This window comes from Paraburkholderia sp. CNPSo 3281, from assembly GCF_024206515.1.
Classification (GTDB): Bacteria; Pseudomonadota; Gammaproteobacteria; order Burkholderiales; family Burkholderiaceae; genus Paraburkholderia; species Paraburkholderia nodosa.
On the sequence record NZ_JAMBPS010000013.1, the window covers coordinates 112,354 to 130,001 of the forward strand.

At 62.4% G+C, this 17,648-nt stretch carries 16 protein-coding genes; 9 read left to right on the forward strand and 7 right to left on the reverse strand.

Going from position 1 to position 17,648, the window contains the following annotated elements:
• Positions 1-58 precede the first annotated feature (58 nt).
• The 7 genes from M3I56_RS16085 (at position 59) to M3I56_RS16115 (ending at position 5,638) form a co-directional block, all read left to right on the forward strand.
• The gene (locus M3I56_RS16085; RefSeq protein WP_254354830.1) at positions 59-706 is read left to right on the forward strand and encodes a hypothetical protein; all 648 of its coding nucleotides are present in this window, start codon (positions 59-61) and stop codon (positions 704-706) included.
• A 134-nt stretch (positions 707-840) separates the two neighbouring features.
• Positions 841-1,128, forward strand: a complete 288-nt coding sequence (locus tag M3I56_RS16090; protein ID WP_254354831.1) for a PAAR domain-containing protein — start codon at positions 841-843, stop codon at positions 1,126-1,128.
• Between the two features lie 26 nt (positions 1,129-1,154).
• A complete protein-coding gene (locus M3I56_RS16095; protein WP_254354832.1) occupies positions 1,155-2,009 on the forward strand; it encodes a hypothetical protein in 855 nt (284 codons plus the stop codon).
• Between the two features lie 536 nt (positions 2,010-2,545).
• Positions 2,546-3,031, forward strand: coding sequence for a hypothetical protein (locus M3I56_RS16100; protein ID WP_254354833.1), 486 nt, complete (start codon positions 2,546-2,548; stop codon positions 3,029-3,031).
• A gap of 181 nt (positions 3,032-3,212) precedes the next feature.
• Positions 3,213-4,139, forward strand: coding sequence for a DUF6708 domain-containing protein (locus M3I56_RS16105; RefSeq protein WP_254354834.1), 927 nt, complete (start codon positions 3,213-3,215; stop codon positions 4,137-4,139).
• Between the two features lie 284 nt (positions 4,140-4,423).
• Positions 4,424-5,344: a DUF6708 domain-containing protein gene (locus M3I56_RS16110; protein WP_254354835.1), complete on the forward strand. Its 921-nt coding sequence runs from the start codon at positions 4,424-4,426 to the stop codon at positions 5,342-5,344.
• A 9-nt stretch (positions 5,345-5,353) separates the two neighbouring features.
• Positions 5,354-5,638, forward strand: coding sequence for a PAAR domain-containing protein (locus M3I56_RS16115; RefSeq protein WP_254354836.1), 285 nt, complete (start codon positions 5,354-5,356; stop codon positions 5,636-5,638).
• 43 nt (positions 5,639-5,681) lie between these two features.
• Here M3I56_RS16115 and M3I56_RS16120 read toward each other — a convergent pair whose 3' ends face one another.
• From M3I56_RS16120 to M3I56_RS16135, 4 genes are all read right to left on the reverse strand, one after another.
• The gene (locus M3I56_RS16120; protein ID WP_254354837.1) at positions 5,682-6,629 is read right to left on the reverse strand and encodes an OmpA family protein; all 948 of its coding nucleotides are present in this window, start codon (positions 6,627-6,629) and stop codon (positions 5,682-5,684) included.
• Positions 6,613-7,623 (reverse strand): type VI secretion system-associated protein TagF, encoded by a 1,011-nt coding sequence (gene tagF, locus M3I56_RS16125; protein ID WP_254354838.1) that lies wholly within the window; start codon positions 7,621-7,623, stop codon positions 6,613-6,615. Before tagF ends, M3I56_RS16120 begins: the two co-directional genes overlap by 17 nt.
• Positions 7,620-11,465 carry a type VI secretion system membrane subunit TssM gene (tssM, locus tag M3I56_RS16130; protein WP_254354839.1) on the reverse strand — a complete coding sequence of 1,282 codons (3,846 nt, stop codon included), beginning with the start codon at positions 11,463-11,465 and terminating at the stop codon, positions 7,620-7,622. Before tssM ends, tagF begins: the two co-directional genes overlap by 4 nt.
• A gap of 130 nt (positions 11,466-11,595) precedes the next feature.
• Positions 11,596-12,453 carry a M15 family metallopeptidase gene (locus M3I56_RS16135; RefSeq protein ID WP_254354840.1) on the reverse strand — a complete coding sequence of 286 codons (858 nt, stop codon included), beginning with the start codon at positions 12,451-12,453 and terminating at the stop codon, positions 11,596-11,598.
• A 149-nt stretch (positions 12,454-12,602) separates the two neighbouring features.
• On the opposite strand from M3I56_RS16135, the gene M3I56_RS16140 reads away from it, so the two are divergent.
• Positions 12,603-13,520, forward strand: coding sequence for a hypothetical protein (locus M3I56_RS16140; RefSeq protein ID WP_254354841.1), 918 nt, complete (start codon positions 12,603-12,605; stop codon positions 13,518-13,520).
• 37 nt (positions 13,521-13,557) lie between these two features.
• Here M3I56_RS16140 and M3I56_RS16145 read toward each other — a convergent pair whose 3' ends face one another.
• From M3I56_RS16145 to M3I56_RS16155, 3 genes are all read right to left on the reverse strand, one after another.
• A complete protein-coding gene (locus M3I56_RS16145) occupies positions 13,558-15,006 on the reverse strand; it encodes a 3-deoxy-D-arabino-heptulosonate 7-phosphate synthase (RefSeq protein WP_254354842.1) in 1,449 nt (482 codons plus the stop codon).
• 64 nt (positions 15,007-15,070) lie between these two features.
• On the reverse strand, positions 15,071-15,598 hold the full coding sequence (locus M3I56_RS16150; protein ID WP_254354843.1) for a DUF6496 domain-containing protein: 528 nt from the start codon (positions 15,596-15,598) through the stop codon (positions 15,071-15,073).
• Positions 15,599-15,677: 79 nt separating this feature from the next.
• A complete protein-coding gene (locus M3I56_RS16155; protein ID WP_254354844.1) occupies positions 15,678-16,589 on the reverse strand; it encodes a LysR family transcriptional regulator in 912 nt (303 codons plus the stop codon).
• 119 nt (positions 16,590-16,708) lie between these two features.
• On the opposite strand from M3I56_RS16155, the gene M3I56_RS16160 reads away from it, so the two are divergent.
• Positions 16,709-17,647 carry an alpha/beta hydrolase fold domain-containing protein gene (locus M3I56_RS16160; protein WP_254354845.1) on the forward strand — a complete coding sequence of 313 codons (939 nt, stop codon included), beginning with the start codon at positions 16,709-16,711 and terminating at the stop codon, positions 17,645-17,647.
• Position 17,648 lies beyond the last annotated feature (1 nt).

The window sequence follows — 17,648 nt, forward strand, 5'->3', positions numbered from 1 at the left end:
CGACAAAACTACCGCGAACGAGTATCGCATTTGAGAGGGTGATGTGCCCAGCCACTCCATGAAATATCGATTTGCCTTGTTAGCGGCCACGATTCTTACAGCTTTTGCCTCGGCATGCTGGGGCACCGAGCCGCACGTGAAGCACGACAAGCCGGACATTACCGATCTGATCGAACAGTCTATCAGTGTCTTCTATACCAACCGGGGAGGCGATCAGGCGTTCGATGTCAAGTCCGTGGGTATCGTGTCCTTCGAATCCGGGGGAACGAAGGGATGGCTGCTGCCGGTTCTCAACGGTAACGCGGACGATCATCCTCTGCGCTCGGGCCGTTGCGATGTCCTGATCTACAAGGCCGACAGTGATTACGTGACGCCAGTAAAAATGACGCCGGAGCCACTCGTTGACGCGCGCGACGACAATTGCGCCGGTTTCAAGCGACCGCTAATTGTCCACGGCGCGAGTGGTACGCCGCAGCTGGTGATCTATCCGACAGTCTATGCCGGCCTGCTCAAGGCCACGGCGTGGCGCGTACTTGCTTACGACGCACCGAATCGGTCGTTCTGTTACGCCTCTGACGCATCCGTCAGTCTGACAAAGGCGGCGGGCGTAACATCGATCAACGACTCGAATGCGAAGCGTGTCCTGGACGGCCTGCACTTACCAACCGATGCGTTCAAGTGCGCGATGCCGACAAAAATCAACTGATTCGATTCAAGGCACGGACGGGAGGGGATCGGGCGTGCCGTTCAGTCTCATCCCGATAGCTGTGGATGATCTTAATCAGCAATTGATTGAAACTTACAGAGGTCGCTCGCCGAGTCGATTCGCGAGCGTAAGCCATGCGACGTTATCTGATACTAAACGGCGACAAGACCACCGCGAACGGTACCGTGGTCGCCGCGCCAACCTCGATCCAGTTCGAAAGCCGAGACGTTGCCCATGAAGGCGATGACGTGCATTGCCCCGCATGCAATACCACCGGCAATATCAAATGCGATGGTCCACGTCAGGTGATGACCGCGCCAGATGGGCGACATGCAGCATTGAGCGACGATCTCTGTATTTGCAGATGTAATCTGCCGCCGAGGCTCGTTGCTTCTCAGCAGTCGATGTCGGTCGACGCATGATATTCCTGTCCCGATGCAACGGATATGTGGCATACAAAACGTCTGCGCTGACGCTGGTCATTATCGTGCTCGCGTGTGAAATGGCGGGCGCCGCCGAACCCGCGGCATCGGATTGCGCGAACGACGAATGCGTCGTCTTCGTCAATGACAAACCTCCGGCAGCCCAGGCTCTGTGCGGCGACGCTGCCGTAACGATCAGATGGACGGTTGGTGAGAACGTCTTTCTGACGACGTGCGAGGACGCCGGAACGGAAGAGCAGAACACCAATTTTCTTTCAGATGCTTCAGGAAATTACGCGCGCAAACTTGTGTACGGTCGCCCAGTCCAGAAGCAATTTTTGCGGCAACACCCAACTGGCCCAGTGCCGGACAAGTTCGCGCCACGCCCGTATTGCACGCCACCATTGTTGCAGCAGGTTTCGGCCAGCACCTTTGTGTTGCTGGATAAACGTCCAGAAAATACCAACAATGGTTACTGCTTTGAACCGACTTATGTACATTACGATAAGGGGCAGTCCATCGACACCGCGAAAGCACGAATCGCCACGGGTGATAGGGACTATTTCGGTACGCTGCCAACTACGAAGCAACAGTTGAATCTTGCTACGCTGATCCATGGGTATGGGGCAATGTCGCACCAGACGAGCAAAGCGGACGAAGCCAGTCCACTTCAGGAGCGCACCAGTCACGTCGCAGTGGAACGAGCCTGGCTGTATGACAAACCGGAAGAAAACGGAAAGAGAAAGGGCTATTTGATCGGCGGCGATACAGTGGCGGTGCTCGACGAAGTCGGCGGCTGGGCGCGGATCCATTATCGCCAGATCAACGGCAACGAGATTGTTCGCTGGGTACGATCAGCAGACTTGGTGAAGGGACCATGAGGTTTCCGTCGTTTCAAATCAGCTCGCGTGGCATGTATGGTGTTCGTATCGACGTGGCGATCATTTCGGCCTTGTTGTTTAGCAACGGTGGCGCGACGCCAGCACTTGCCGGCGCCCCTTCGTCCACATACCGATTCGCCTTGCCAGGCGGAGCGGCAATTCTCTATAGCAACGCCTCGAACCCTCAAGCCCCATCGTCCCAGCGTTCGTGGCGACAAGCAATATTCCATTTCCCGAACGGAGCGACGTTCGGCCTGCTGCCAAGAGCAGGCAAAACGAACGCTGGAGGTGCAGCAATAGAACCGCCGAGCGAGAGCGATATCTCGCCGTCCGGCCAATATGTTGTTATCGGGCGAGTCGAATCGGGGACGGTATCGTCTGGGCCGGGGCAAGCGGAGTCCGTCCTGAGCCGGGAATACTGTCCTGTCATTGAGCTACGCACGGGGTGTATTACCGCCGATCAAACCGGTGCGATATGCGGAGCGGGTTGGCAGGCTGGCCAGCCCGCACAGTGGGGAACGGAGGATCAAACGAGCGTGATGCTGAAGCGCGATCGTCCGTCGGCGAGCAGGCTGCTGCGCTTCATCAGCGCCGGTCAGCCGGCACAGTTAGCAATCGACGACGATTCCGGTGCGGACAATCTCTTGCGGTGCGATCCGCCGTCGTCCGTTAATCGCGAGGCCTATCAAAAGATTGCGACCGCCTTGCACGAGGCAGGCGCGAACAACGATGCGCGCTTGATAGACGCCGCACTGTCAAATGCGAACGTCGGCGCGGCACATACGTCAGCGCCGGCAGTGGTGCAGGGCGGGAACCGTGCGGCGACTGTGTCGGCGCAAAAAGCAACGCTTTATACTGCACCCGATGATAGCCACGCGAGTCGCGCCTATCTGGTCCAGAACGATACGGTGACGGTATTGAAGCAGTCGCCGTCCGGCTGGGCCTACGTGGACTACGTCACCGCTTCCGGCAAACACCTGGTTCGATGGATCAAAGCCGACCAACTGTCGATCAAGCCCTGATGTGATCGACTAACTGAATTGAAATGCCGTGACCACTCCTTCGAACGTATCGTGCGTAAGCGATTTATCGGAAAGACGACTCTGTCGCCGAAAGTGTTGCCGTTTCTTGGATTGTGGCCTCTAGTTGGCGTTGGAACTTCCGCAGCGGCGGCACTGGGGTTTGCAGCGCCTTGAAGACTATATGACTTACGACTATCTAACGAAGGTATCGATAAATCGCTCCGTGACGGCGGAGGAGTGCGCGCGTCGCCTCGATATCCGCAAGCCGGCGGCAAGCGATGCGAAAGACAAGCACATGGTCTTTCGAATGAACGATATCTATTTGGACATTTGCGATACTTCATACCAGCAGGTGGGTTGGGCAACGCTGGCTTTTCTCGTCGGATTTCCCGGATTTGCTTATTTTGGCTGGCAGTTCGTGTTGTTCACTCATAGCAGCGCAATTTTCTGGACACTGGTTGTGCCGTGCGCCATAGGGTGTGCGTTTTGTGCTGGCATTTTGCTGAAGGACTGCTTCAACTACCGGCACAAGACAATTCGGTTTAACAGGAAAAACCGGATGGTCTATGCCTTCCGCCATAACGGCAAGAACGGGGTCGTTGCCGTGCCTTGGGACAAAGCTTTCTTCTTCACTGACCGGCAGACGTCTTCGCCGCTTAATGGCGGCGCGCCGACGGTCCTCAGATGCTTCGTGCTCGCTGAGGACGACAAGACTATCGTCAACACGTTTAGTTTCGGTAAACGCACCGTAAACGGAGGGTCGGAGACATCAGCATGGGGGCAGAAAGTTCTCCAGGAACTTCTGACAAACTTCGAATTCGTTCGAAAATATATGGAGGAAGGCCCAGAATCGCTTCCGCCAATCGAGGACTATTTGCCCGAAGGTCCGTCCCTGAGGGCGTCGATGAGTGTGCTGTTCTACAATTTCAGGCTGATTCGCAAATCAAATCCCGCGTTGTGGTTGCTAACTACGCTCGTCGCTGCCCCGATGTGTCTGATGGCGCTCTTGCATTACATTGCGCAGTTGACTAGTCGTGAGCCGGTGTGGCCCGAGGACGTACAACGAGCATCGCTCCCCGGTGAACCGTCTTCGACGGTGACGGCCTAAGTGGCGGGACGCTAAGACTCTGACGCGATGGCATTCGACGGAAACATCTGGGTTAAGCTCCGGTGGCCGATATCCGACTGGGAGAAGAACCAACATCTCAAGGTGGATGCCCCAGCCAGCACGGGTGCACCCCCGGGACACGCTGTGTTCGACATAAACGACATCTTTCTCGAAATGAGTGATGTGATATTCCTCGAACGGGGTGTGATTACGTGGGGTGGGCGCAGGAAGCTGGTTTGGCCTGAAGCCATTCAGCAGGGCTGACCTCGTAAGGCTGAGCACGTATGTACGACTACATGACCAAAATTGACGTGAACTGTCCCGTCGACGAGTCGGAAGCGAAGCGTCGGTTAAACGTTCGCAAACCTGCGTCAGATAAGACGGAAGACGGACACGTTGTGTTCCGGATGAACGATGTTTTTCTCGATGTATGCAACACCTCGTACCTGCAATCGGGTTGGGCGACGCTCGCATTTCTTGTCGGCTTCCCCGCTGCGATTTACGGCGGCTGGCAAGCTGTGCTGTTCACCCGATATGGTGAGCTGGTCCCTGTATTTTGGGCATTTTTCGGATGCCTGGTGCTGCTTGGCGTTCTCTGCGTGGTACTGCTGCTACGTGATTGCTTTAACTATCGACACAAGACGGTCCGGTTCAATCGCAAGAACCGGATGGTCTATGCATTCAGGCACAACGGCCCCGGAGGGGTGATAGCGGTGCCGTGGGATAAAGCCTTTTTCTTCCCGCATCGCCTGCCGTCCGCTGCGATGTTTGGCGGCGCACCTACGCTCATGCGTTGCTACGTCATGGACGACGATGGCAAGACCATCAAGGATACGTTCAGTTTCGGCGTTCGCGTCGTTAATGGCGATGATGAAACGGATGAGTGGGGCAAAAAGGTGCTCGGGGAAGTCCTCGCAAATTTCGAGTTCATTCGACAGTTCATGGAAGCGGGACCTGAACATTTGACGGTTGAGCGGTACCTGCCGGAAGGGCCTTCTTTGAAGGCATCGTTCAGCATCTGGTTCGAGGGCTTCAAGGAAGTCGGCAGCGTTGCCAAGGTCCTGGTGACGTTTGTCGCCCTTCCGGCTGCCCTTCTTGCGACACTTCACTACATCGGGCAACTGACGAGCCGGGAGCCTGTGTGGCCGGATGATGTGCAGCGTGCGTCGGCGTCCGACGAAACCTCAGCAACGGTGATTGCGTAGGGTGAAAAGATGACTCGCAAATTCATACTGAAAGACGACAAGACCGATCACAACGGCGTCGTTATGGATGGCATCGAGGGATCTTCGTTTGCCGGCAGGCCCATGGCCTATATTGGGGCGCCGGTGATGTGCCACACCTGCAACACCCAAGGCGTCATCGTGTCGGACGGATCTGCGCACACGCTAACGGTAATGGGAAAACAGGTCGCCCTCGAAGGCGACCTGTGTCAGTGCCACTGCCAACCCCAGCCGAAGCTTGTGGCGTCGCAAACCACGGGAACGCTTTCCGCCTGAAGTGACTTGAGGTTGTGATGATCGGCCCGAAGGCCGCACCCCCCTACAACCCCGCCCGAAACTCAATCCGCCGATTCCTTGCCCGCCCATCACTCGTATCGTTCGAGGCAATCGGCTGGTCAGGACCCACACCCGTCGCCGTCATCTGCTGCGGCGAGATCCCCTTGGCGACGAGATAGCCCTTAACCGCATCGGCGCGCGCCTGGCTCAGCGCAATATTCGACGTGCGATTGCCCGCATTGTCCGTGTGCCCGATGATCGCCACCGTGCGCGTGTTCATCTTCACGAGCACGGCCGCCATCTGGTCGAGGATCGCGCGGCCTTGCGGCGTGAGCGTCGCGCTGCCCGTTTCGAATTCGATCGTGCGGTTCGCGAGCGTCTGGTCGAGCAGCCCCTGTTCGGACGCGCTCACGCGCAGCCCATTGCGGATCGTGTAGGTCGGATTGAGCACTGTGGCCATATCGCTCGCGATTTGCTGGCGCGTGGCCTCGTTGCCCACCTCGCCGCGCACGTCGATCTGCGTGCCGTCGATCTTCAGCTGTCCTTTGTGGACCTGCTTGAGCTGCGCATTGAGCAGCTTCTGCACGTTATCGGACCAGTTGGGCGGCGTGGCGACGTCGCCCACTTCGATCTGGTCGACGACGTTTGCCGCGCCATAGGTTTCGCGCAGGCGAGCAAGTACGGCTGCATGCGTGGCCTCGTCGGGCACCTTGCCGCCCGCCACGACCTGACCGGGCGCCGTATCGACGGGCGCGGGTGTGGACGTGGCGGTCGAGCGGGGCGCGGCGGTAGCGACAGAAGCTGCGGGATCTGTCGAAGGCAGTTCTGTCGTTTTGACCTGCGCGCTGTTGTTGCCCACTGGCGAGACGCGCGCTGGGCTCGCGTCATCGGCCCAAGCGTTCGCGCCCGCCACACCGAGCAGCCCGGCTGCGAGCGCCGCCGCTATCGCCGTGCGCGCAGGATTCCACGCCTGTTTATCCGCGCCGTGCATGCCCAGCCTCCCCAGCGAACGCTTCCTGGAACGTGTCGATCGCAAGACGCAGCGACAGTTGCGGCTGATCGAGGTAGCTGACGAGTTTGCTGATGCCATGGTCGCTTTGTGCGTGACCGTCGACCCATTCGGGGTCGTCGATATCGATGTTGTGGGCGGCGTAGGTTTGCGGATCGACAACGCTGTGCAGGGTCCGGGCCGAGGCGCCGTTGAAGCCGACGATGAGCCGCTCGCGCTGCGCGATGGTGCCGATGAAGATAGCGAGTTCGAAGTCCGCCTTCGAAACGAACGGCGCGATCAGCTCCAGCCAGAATGCGGCCACGAGGCTGCGATAGAACGGGTCGACCGGCAGCGGCAACGTGAGGCCGCGCTCCAGATGCGAGGAACCGCTCGTCATCACGGGCCGCAGCAGCGAGCCGAGTGCGAGCATCGCGCCGCGCAGACGCACGGGGTGGCCGCTCGCGAGCAGCATCCGCTCGAGGCCTTCGAGCGTCTGGTGTTCGATGAAGTCGTTGAAGGTGCCGTCGTGCGGGTTGCCCACGCCGCCCACATCCACAGGCACCTGGGTTTCGCCGAGCGCGTGCAGCGCGCCCGCCGGTTCGCTCGCGCCAAGGAGCGGCTGCATCTGCTGCGCGGCGCGCGACCACAGCCGCGCGAAGGCGAGCGGGCTGCGCGCGAGAAAGGCGAGCGGCTGCTCGACCTCGAGTGCGGTGGCCGCGAGAAACGGAAAGCGCCGCGACGACTGGTCCTGGCTCGCCACCATGTGCCCGGCAATCGCGAGTTTGCTTTGCGAGCCGAGAAACGCGAAGTGCATGGGCTGCGCTTCGGCATAGACGATCTTCCAGCGCGGATCGTCGGCCAGCAGTTCCATCGCCTGTGCGATCCAGCGATCCAATGTCTGCAGGAGCTGCGGATTGTGAGCACTCTTGACGAAGTCGCCGCGCGACGGAATCTTGCCGAAGTACGCGATCTGCGCCTGAACGGACTGCGTCATTGCGCGGTTCCTCCTGTCTGAGTGGGGGCCGCAGCGGCCACGGCGGCGGGCGACGCACTCGCGCCGGCCGCAGGGTTGGCAGTCGCGCTGTTCACCGTCCCGACGCTTGCGATCGAAGAGGGCAGCTGTACGCCGCTCAAGCCTTGCTGCTGCGGCGCGTTGCTGCTCGCAGCCGTGGGCTGCGAGGTGCTGACGATGCGCATGCTCACCGATACGGTCACGCTGCCTTGCGTCCACGTCAGGTCGAACGTGCCGTCCGGATGGCGCGTGCGCTGCGCCGAGTTGATGAGTTTCTCCAGGCCGTAACGTCCCGGCTCGTTGACGAACTGGATCGTGCGACCGTCGAACGTGGTGGCCGAGAGCGTCGCGCCCGGCGCGCCCTGCGGGTTGGGCCAGACGAAGTTCGTCCACTGCGGCGGCGTGTTGCGGTAGCGCAGTTGCTGGCCGTCGATCGCAACCGTGTACTCGGTCGTGCCGCTCGAAGGCTGCGGCAGGATCTGGAACACGGTCTGCGGCTCGGACGAGCCTTGTCCCGCGCCCGCCGCGCCGCCCGCAAGCGGCGCCACCCAGCGCGCGAAGCCGTTCGTGAAGTCGGGCGCGAGCGTGAGGCCCATGTCGCCCCAGGTGCGTGCGGAGAGCGTGTCGCCGCGGCGCACGGCGAGCGGCCCGAGCGTCGTGCCGACGAACTTCGAGATCGCACCGTCCGGCCCGAACATCTGGGCGATTTCACTCGCACCGGCCTCGATCTTCGCGCTGCCCGCAAACGGGTACTTGTTCGCGAGCGAGGCCTGGAACGGTTGGTACACCTGCGCATTCCACACCTTGTTCACTTCCACGCTCGCGGGCTGGATCACCACGGCGTAGGCCTGCATGAGCGGGCGCACGAGCAGCGGACGCAGGGCCTTCTTCTGCGCGTCGGTCAAGCCGGTGAGCATCTGCTCGTCGACGAACTTGAGCGAATCGGACAGTTCGGAGCCGTTGCCGTCCAGCGTTTGCTGCATGAGCTGGCGCGCGCCGGGTCCCGGGTCGCCCTGATTCTTGATGACGTTCAGACGCGTGCGCACCTTCGAGAGCGAGTCCATGTAGCCGCCGAGCAGCGACGCGTTGTCGTGCGTCACGACCATGCGGCCCAGACCCGCGAACGCCTGGCCGATCGGACCCATCGAAGGCTCGACCGGATTGCCGTTGAGGTCGAGATTGGCCGTGGCAGTGTTGCCCGACATGCGCGAGAACCATTGCTTGACCCAGCCCGTCACGCCGCTTTCCGCGCGCTTGATGCTCACGCTCGCGAGCGACGGGTTATCCCACGAGGTCTGGTCGTACGCGGTTTCGAGGATCTTGCGGATTGGCGAATCCTGCGGGTCGCCCAGCCGATTCATCGCATCGACGGCCTGGCCGAACGTGCCGAAGTCCTGCACGGCAATGCCCTGCATGAACTTCTGCCAGTTCTGCGCGTACTCGGTCTTGTACATCGACACCAGCGCCTTCTGGATCTGCTCGGGGCTGCCTTCGAGCGTGAGATCGTCTTGCGCCGAGGTGTTGAGCACCCAGTCCTTCGCCTGCAGTTCCTTCGTCGCGGCGTCGCGGATCGCGGGCTGCACGTACTGGAACCACGCTTCGCGCGTGAAGGTGCCGGAAATTGCATAACTGCCCGCAATCAGCGAGGTATTCGTGTCGCCAACGATGCGCGCCACCGTCATGGGCGCGAATCGCGTGGAGGCGCGTGCCTTGATCTCCTCGTACACGCGCTGGCGCGCCGGCATGCCACGCACCACGTGGCGCAGGTTCTCGCGCGTCTGGTCGACGAGTGCGAGGTTCGCGTCGATCATCGGCCAGTCGTCGTCGGAGACGCGTGCGAGGTAGAACGTGATCATGCGCTCGGCGCTCTTGATCATCTCGTCGCGAGGCATGTCGCCGCGATTCGTTTCGAGCCAGCCACGCCAGAAGCGCGCAATCTGGTCGGTCAGGTGCGCGGCCTCGACGTGACGCTTGTCGGAGAGCATCAGGTACGTTTTGAGCGCGTTGTAGGCGTCTTCGACACTCGTGGGCGAGGCGGCGCTATAGAGGCCGCCCTGGCTGCCGCCCGCCATTGCCGTGTGCGCTGACACGGGAATCGCGCCCGAATCGGGCGTATGCGACATCGGCGCGAGCAGTTCGGGATGCGCGTCCACGTCCTTGAGGAACGAGGCGAGATTCTGCGAGACGGGCGTCAGCATGATTTGCCTGACGCCGCTGTAATACTCCTCTAGCAGATGCTGTTCGAGCCGGTCGCCCTGGTAGAGGCCGAGCGATACGGCGAGCGGGCGGTCGCGGCGGAACTGCTCGAGCTGCTCGATGCGGTCTTCGAGAATGTCCATGGCCTGCAGGCGAGACTGCAGGTCGTTGCGGTTCTGCTGCAGGCGCTCGACGTTGTCGAGATCGGCCTGCACGTTCGCCACGAGCTGCTGGTTGCCGATGGTCGACCACGTCCAGCCGCCCAGCGCGAGCGCAAGCACCGCGACGAAGCCGAAGAACGTGGCGTATCGCAGGCGCGTCTTGGCGGGGCTCGCGAACTGCTTCACCGTTTGCCTGTCCGCGAAGATCACTTTCGAGAACAGATCGCGCAGGAAGAAGCCGTTCTTCGAGAACGCGCTATGCGGCTTGGGCAGACCCTCGGCGGAGAGCAGGAAGCGGTTGGCAATGCGCTGCGCGGCAGCGCTGCTCGTTTCGCCTTCCTGCAGCGCGCTCGTGAAATAGAAGCCGCGGAAGATCGGCTTGTACTGGAACGGGTTGTTCTCGAACAGCGTGGCGAGGAACGCGCGCAACGCCGGCTTGATCGCCGAGAATTCGAGCGGGAAGCTCAGTTGCCCAGGCGTTAGCTGCTTGCCGCGGCTGAGCGACATCTGCGCGATGCTTATTTCCTTGAGGCCTTCGTAAAGCTCTTCGAAGCGCTCGTCGAACAGCGCGACGATATCGCGCTTCTCGTCCGGCTCGTAGGGCAGGGTGGCGCCCCACACGCGGTCGTACTCCTGGCGGTCGTTGCCGCTGAAGAATTCGGTGAAGCCGGTAATGAGGTCGGCCTTCGTGAACATCACGTACACGGGCGCGAACACTTCGAGCTTTTCGGTCAGTTCCTGCACACGCTGGCGCAGATTCTTCGCGAGGTTGATGGCGAATTCGGGGCGGTTGCCCGTGAGTTCCGCGATGCTCGCGGTGACGATGATGCCGTTGATCGGCGCCTTCGGACGATGGCGCTTGAGGAGGCCAAGAAAACCGAGCCATTCGCTGCGGTCTTCCTCGTGGACCGAATAGCGGCCCGCCGTGTCGAGCAGGATGCCTTCGGTCGTGAAGAACCAGTCGCAGTTGCGCGTGCCGCCAATGCCGTGCACCACGGCGTCGTGCTTGTCGGCGAAAGGGAATTGCAGGCCCGAGTTCAGCACCGCGCTGCTCTTGCCGGCCGCCGGATTGCCGATGACGATGTACCACGGCAACTCATACAGCGCCGAGCCGCCTGAAAGCTGGCCGATCTTCGAGGTCTTGATGGTCTTTACGGCTTCGACGAGCCGTGTGCGCAGCACGTCCAGCTCCGCCTGCCTGGCGGGTGCGGCTGCCGGCGCTGCGTTGTCGGTCTGCGCCTGCTGCTCCAGCATGTCGCCGAGCTTGCGGTTCGCGCGCCGCACGCGCGCGCGGCGCCACAGCCAGAACACGAGCCAGAGCGCGAACAGCGTGCCCAGCACGGCAGCGGGCCAGACGGGGCTGATTTGCAGCGCATCGGCTGCGATGAACAATGCGGCCGCGAGTGCGATCACGCCGACGACGGAGAGCGTGCGCGTGTTTGTCAACACGTTGAAAAAGCGTTGCATAAGCCGTTCAGGTCCTGGTGCCTTGGGTGCTGTTTGTCGTGGTGTGCGGTGTCGTCACGCAGCAAGAGGTTTTGCCGCCCGGCAGAATGAATGAACGCCCCATAAACTCCCCATTTTTTCCCGCTGCGCCTTATTTAACAATTGCCGGCGCGCGACCCAGAACGAAGCCGGGTTTGTGATATTCGACGTGGCCCAGGTCCATCAATTTCCAGCGTCCGCCCCAGGTCAGGCCAACCTGCTCGGCCACCTGGCCGTATAACTGATAACCCCGCATCGCCCAGGGATCTTTTTCTGAAATGACGAGCTTGCCGTCACGCAGAAATGCGTTATCGGCCGCGAGTCCATATTGGTGATAGCTTTGGAAAGCTGCCGCGTTTGTCACATTACCGCCCAATTGCGCAAGCCGGTTTTGCCGCTCGGGGCTGCGGTAACCCTCCAGTAGCGCCATTTCATAACCGTATTGCTCGCGCATGATTTTGTAGACGAGCAATAGCCGCGTGCGGAAATCGGCGTCCAGCAGATTCCAGTCGCGGCTTGCGTCGTGCAGCGCGGGCCGCACCTGCTCGACCTCCTTCGTGGCGAATACCTCGGGAGGCAGCGGCGGCGGTGGAACCAGCTGCTCGCCGTTCAGCAAGGCAGCGATTTTTTCGTCCGGCACCCGGGGCGTGTCATCGTATTGAAATAACTGATGACCGCGCAATGTAATGGCTATGAGCGGCGGCGTCGCAAGAATACCTGCGGTAATGGAAATCAGCAAGCGTCGCCTGACGAGTATATTTTTCATATCGGCCATTCTCGAATGAGAAATTTTTGCCGACTTAAAGAACTGACTTCGGGCGTGAGTGGCGCTCGCTGAAGCGCGACGCATAATCAAATTATGCAATTCGAATAACGTGCTGAAAAGCGATGCACGTACGGCGGGCAGCAGCAATAGTGCGGCCAGTGGTACGGCAATGGCAAAATAGGCGACGAGAGCAATGGCGACCAAAAGCGAACCCGCGGAGTAGCAATTGTTTTTTGTAATGCTTGATTTTAGAATCAGCGCTGCCCGAGGTTGGGCCGCCTCGTATTATTGCGGTGAAACGGGCTCAGTTCAATGAGCACAATGCAATGAGCACGATTCCAACGAGACAGTGAATGAGTGCGCCGGACAATTCTACCCCCAAGGCTGCGCCCAGCCTCCTCGCCGACACGCCTGCCAGCGTGCCGGGCGCACAGCCGGGCGGCTCGCGCATCCTCGCGAATCTCGAGGGCCGCGTCGTGCCGCCGGCCACGCCGCCGGGCACAGGACGGCGCTCGCGCGCGCCGATGCTGATCGGGGCGCTGGTTCTGATCAGCGCTGCCGGTTTCGGCGCCTGGCACGTGGCCGAGCGCAGCGCGCCGGCGAACGCCGGGACGCAGGCGGCCGCCCCCGCGGTTGCACCGACAGTTGCCCCCGCAGGCGCTGCGCCAGCCGTTGCAAACGCGGCGAGCGCGCCGGATATGGCGTCGGCTTCACACGCCGCCACCATCGTGAGCGACGACGAAAGCGCCGACAACGCGAAGCCCACACCTGACGCCGTTGCGTCCGCAACGATACCCGACGACGGCCGGCTTTCGCGTGCATTGGCCAATGGCGCGCGCGATGCCGGAGCGAGCGCGCCGGCAGGCGGCGCCGCGCCGCTGGCGAGCGCGTCCGTCGACGCGAATCACAAGCATCCGGCCAGGGGCGCCGAAACCCGGCACGAAGCGAAAAGCGCCGCGCATGCAGGGAACGCCAGGGCGGAGGCGCTGGCAAAGAAGCGGCATGATGCGCGTCCAGGCGCCCAGAAGGATGATTCCGATGTCGACCTGCTAGCCGTGCTCGTTGCCCGCACGAAGCCGGGCGACGGCAAGGACGCGTCCGCGCACGGGTCGAAGTCGGCGGCAAGCAAGCTCACCCTCGCGCAGCAGGTCAAGGCGTGCGGAGCGCAGGGCTTTTTCGAGGATCAGCTTTGCCGCTGGCGCGTGTGCGATGGGCATTGGGGCAAGGACCCGGCGTGCCCCGCGGCGGCACGCGCGAGCACGGAGCATTGAGGCGTGAGCGTGCCTGTCTCTCGAACGCACGCTCACTTCAACAAGGCCGTTCGTTCGCCGTGTACTGCGAACACCCCGGCGCACACCCCGTTGCATCGCGAATCGTGGCCATCAGGTCATCGGGGTGCACCATCAATTCGCGCACGAGGCGCAGCATCGAATACTGGTCGAGCACGGCCTGCCAGCGTGGCGATTGCGTGAGGTGCTGCCAGACAGCATCCAGTACTTCCGGATCTGCATGTTGCCCGTCCCACTGGGCGCTGGCGTAGGCGAGGCTCGCCGGTGCGGACAAAAGCTGCATGCGGCTCGCGGCGTTGAGCATTCGCGAAGTGCCGTTGGCGGGCGCATCGCAGCAATAGAGTACGGTGTTCAGCAAGCCGGACTCGTCGATGCCTTGTGCGCGTAGCGATGCGCCGTGCAGTCGTACCGGCCCCTGCTGGGTCTCGAACGTATACACGATATTTTCTTCGGCGTGCGTGAGCAGGCGCAAACCGCGCATGAGCCGCGGGAGGTCGGTCGTTGCGGATTCGACGGATGCCTTCGCTTCGACGAGCAGGCGCACGTTCCAGACGGGCACGATATCGAAGGTCTTCGCGTGCAGCCGCTCCAGCAGGACCACGTCCCATTCCGTTTTGGCGCGTTCGTGCGTGCCCGGTATCGAGGCCGGAACGCGCATTGAACTCACGACACGGTACGCGTGCGGGTTCTCCTGCGCGGCGTTGAGCCTTTGAGCCAGGGCTTCGAGTGCCTGTACGGCCAGCGCTTCGACAGCCGCGCCGCGCCGCTGCGACGCCCGGCCTTGCGCCACGGCCGCCGGCGTACCCGGCCGCGGACCATACGCATCCAGCATTGATACGTACTGCTGCACGAGTGGGTCGGGCGCCAGGGCTTCGAGCCGGCACAAGCGCGCAAGTGCCGGACTGTCCCGCAGATCCGCCAGCGCGGGCGCGAAATCCGAGCCCTTCGCAAGCTCCGGCAACGCGAGAAGGTCTCGCGCGGTTTCGTGAAGTCCGGCGTAATGGGTCTCGTGGTGCGCCAACGACGCGGACGCATGCAGCCGCGCAAGCGCGTCGCGCTGCCAGGCTTGCAGGGCGCGCTGCTGTTTGGCCGGATGCGCGATCGTATTGACGGCGGCATGGATCTGCCGGCGGTCCTGATCGGCCTGTGCCGAAAGCGACGCAAATTCGCGCACCTGGGGGGCGCGTTGCCGCAGCACCATCGCCTGAAATGCCCGGTCTCCGGAATCGGCGTGCATCGCCTCGGTGATCATGGCCGCGAGCGCGTCGACGAAACGCGGCTTCAGCGTCGCGTCGGGTGCTCCACCATGCGCGATGGCTTCGCGCGCCTGTTCGATGACGCGTGCCAGCGCCGTAGCCGGATTGGCATGTCGAAGCGGCAGCGCCGAAGCCGCGGGCTCTTGCGGCAAGCGATAACGGCGTGGGACGTCGCGAAGGATCTGTTCGAGCAGCAGAGCGGGTGGGGACATCGGCGGATTTGCAGCATGCGCATGCGGGGCGATGAGGAACATAGTCTCATAACCCCGCGCCCCGCTAGTGGCGGGTGTGCTGCGCACGTGCGGCGCGTGTCTTCGCCGCCTTTTTGGCCGCGGTGGAGCGGCCCGCTGCGCCCTTGGTCTGCGCAGCCTTCTTCGCCGCCGCGGAGCGGCTTGCCGCGGGGCGGCGCGCCGCCGCGGTCTTCGCCTGCTTCGACACGGCTTGTGGCGATGCGCCCGCCCGGCTCTCGCCCTTGAGCACTTGCGTCGTCGTGCGCGAACGTTTGGTTTTCGATTCCGTGCTCGCGCGGCCCGTTTTCTCGCCGTGGCCCGCCGCGCTATCCTTTGCGGCTTTCTTGCGCGTCGCTTCGCTGGTTTTGCCTGGCGCCGGCGGTTTCAGGTCCACACCGGCGCGTCGCGCCTTCGACAAGCCGATAGCGACCGCCTGCTTCGCGGAACGCACGCCATGCTTGCCCTCGCGCACGCGATCGAATTCCTCCTTCACGAATTCGCCGGCCTGGGTGCTTGCGGATTTGCCTGCGCGCTTGTCCGCGCGCGCACGCTCGATCGTTTTCTTCTCGGGCATTTTGGCTCTCCTTGATGAGTGACCCACTCATTCCAGCAAGCGCCGTTCCGCACAGGCGCGCAACGCCCGCGCAAAGCCATCAGGCCGCAACGAAAGCCGGGTGCGGATCGGCCGCGAGCATTTCGGCGACGAAGTCGAGAAACACGCGGGTCTTGTTCGGCAGCCGCCTGCCCGATGGATGTACGCCGTGGATGGGCAACGGCGGCGGCGCGAAATCCTCCAGCACGCTGACGACCGCGCCGCTCGTCATCTCCGCTGCGAAGAGCCAACCGGGCGCCTGAACCAGGCCCATATGGGCGAGGACGGCAGCGCGAATCTGCTCCGCGTCGCCAGTGCGGAAATTGCCGGACGGAACCTGCAGGCCCGGCCCTTCGACGTTCCCGAAACGCCATGCCCGCGGCTCGTGCATGGGCGCGAAAACGACACAGTCATGTTGTTCGATCTCGTGTGGCCGTTCGGGGCGCCCGTGCTTTTCGAGGTACTCCGGCGTTGCGACGACTACGACCGGACTCGAGGCCAGATGCCGCGAAATCATCGAGGAGTCGGCAAGCGGCCCGCTCTTGATCGAAAGATCGAAACCTTCCTCGACGAGATTGACGTTTCGCTCCGTTGCGGAAAGGTCCACGTGCACCTGCGGATAGCGGGAGAAAAATACCGGCAGGCGCGGCACGACATATAGCCGGCCAAAGACCGGCGGCACGGTGACGCGGATCAGCCCGCCCGGAGACAGCTGGCCATGCCCGACGGAGGTCTCGAGATCGGTGAAGTCGCCAATGATGCGCAAGCCGGCTTCATAGACCGTTTGACCGGTCTCGGTGAGCGTCATGCTGCGCGACGTGCGCCTCACCAGTTGAGCGCCAAGATAGCGCTCGAGCGACGCGATCTGCTTGCTGACCGCAGGCTGGCCCACGCCGATGTCGCGCGCCGCCGCGGCGAAACTGCCGCTTTCGACGATGCGAATGAAAAGTTTGAGCGCGTCGAGCCGATCCATTTTTCTTCCCAAAACTTCCTGACTGGAATGGATTCTATTCCATTTGGCCTTCTTCCATGCTCCGGGTGGAATCGATATCGTCATGCCCATTGACAACGCATTCACGCAACGAAGGAGCCATGATGAGCATCGGACAACGAGCCAACCTGATCGAAGTGCGGCACAGCCTGAGCGATGACGACCGCGACGCGGCGAGGGCTTCGATCGAGCGCACGCAACGGCATTTCAACGATTTCAATGGCACGATGCGCGAGGCGTACGACGCCATGACCGCGCAGACGCCGGTGGCGGATGGCGTCGGCCTCGAGAGCATCGCGAACGCGGACGCAACAGGGTGGTGGATTCGGCCGCGAGCCGCGCCTGCCCATCGCGCGATCCTGTTCCTGCACGGCGGGGCCTTTGTGCTCGGGTCTGCCTGGGGGTATCGCGGGTTCGCGAGCCAGATCGCGGTGCGCGCCGGCGTCGATACCTTTGTGCTCGACTATCCGCTGGCGCCCGAACATCCGTTTCCCGCGGCGCACGACGCCGTGCGCGCCGCGCTGCGATGGCTGGCGAACGGCGGCATACGCGAAGTCGCCCTGGTTGGCGACTCCGCAGGCGGCGGCCTTGCACTTGCGGTTCTGGGTGTCGAGGAGCGGCGGGCGTTGAACATCGCGAGCGTGGCCGTCTTCTCGCCGTGGGTCGATCTGGCGTTGACGGGGCCGTCGTTCAAGAGCGAAGCGACCCGGGATGCCGTTCTGACGCGGCCTGTGCTCGCCAATGCCGCCGCGGCGTACCTTGGCGCTGCCGATCCCATGGATGGACGCGCGTCGCCGCTGCATGCCATTCCCGGGCACCTGCCGCCCCTCGCGCTCCAGGTGGGCACGGACGAGCTGCTGTTCGACGACGCGCGACGTTACGCGACGGCAGCGGCGGAGCAGGGCGCAGCGGTGGAACTGGAAATCTACGAAGGACTGCACCACGTGTTCCAGCGATCCACCCACGAACTGCCGGGCGCGCGGTATGCGCTGGATGAAGTCGCGAGATTCATCTCGCGGTGCTGGACACCTGACGCGTAAG

Coding starts and splice junctions, on each gene's coding strand:
- tssM (WP_254354839.1), bottom strand. CDS start 11,465: ATGCAACGCTTTTTCAACGTGTTGACAAACACGCGCACGCTCTCCGTC.
- M3I56_RS16145 (WP_254354842.1), bottom strand. CDS start 15,006: ATGTCCCCACCCGCTCTGCTGCTCGAACAGATCCTTCGCGACGTCCCA.
- tagF (WP_254354838.1), bottom strand. CDS start 7,623: ATGACGCAGTCCGTTCAGGCGCAGATCGCGTACTTCGGCAAGATTCCG.
- M3I56_RS16155 (WP_254354844.1), bottom strand. CDS start 16,589: ATGGATCGGCTCGACGCGCTCAAACTTTTCATTCGCATCGTCGAAAGC.
- M3I56_RS16105 (WP_254354834.1), top strand. CDS start 3,213: ATGACTTACGACTATCTAACGAAGGTATCGATAAATCGCTCCGTGACG.
- M3I56_RS16115 (WP_254354836.1), top strand. CDS start 5,354: ATGACTCGCAAATTCATACTGAAAGACGACAAGACCGATCACAACGGC.
- M3I56_RS16090 (WP_254354831.1), top strand. CDS start 841: ATGCGACGTTATCTGATACTAAACGGCGACAAGACCACCGCGAACGGT.
- M3I56_RS16160 (WP_254354845.1), top strand. CDS start 16,709: ATGATGAGCATCGGACAACGAGCCAACCTGATCGAAGTGCGGCACAGC.
- M3I56_RS16085 (WP_254354830.1), top strand. CDS start 59: ATGAAATATCGATTTGCCTTGTTAGCGGCCACGATTCTTACAGCTTTT.
- M3I56_RS16140 (WP_254354841.1), top strand. CDS start 12,603: ATGAGTGCGCCGGACAATTCTACCCCCAAGGCTGCGCCCAGCCTCCTC.
- M3I56_RS16120 (WP_254354837.1), bottom strand. CDS start 6,629: ATGCACGGCGCGGATAAACAGGCGTGGAATCCTGCGCGCACGGCGATA.
- M3I56_RS16110 (WP_254354835.1), top strand. CDS start 4,424: ATGTACGACTACATGACCAAAATTGACGTGAACTGTCCCGTCGACGAG.
- M3I56_RS16150 (WP_254354843.1), bottom strand. CDS start 15,598: ATGCCCGAGAAGAAAACGATCGAGCGTGCGCGCGCGGACAAGCGCGCA.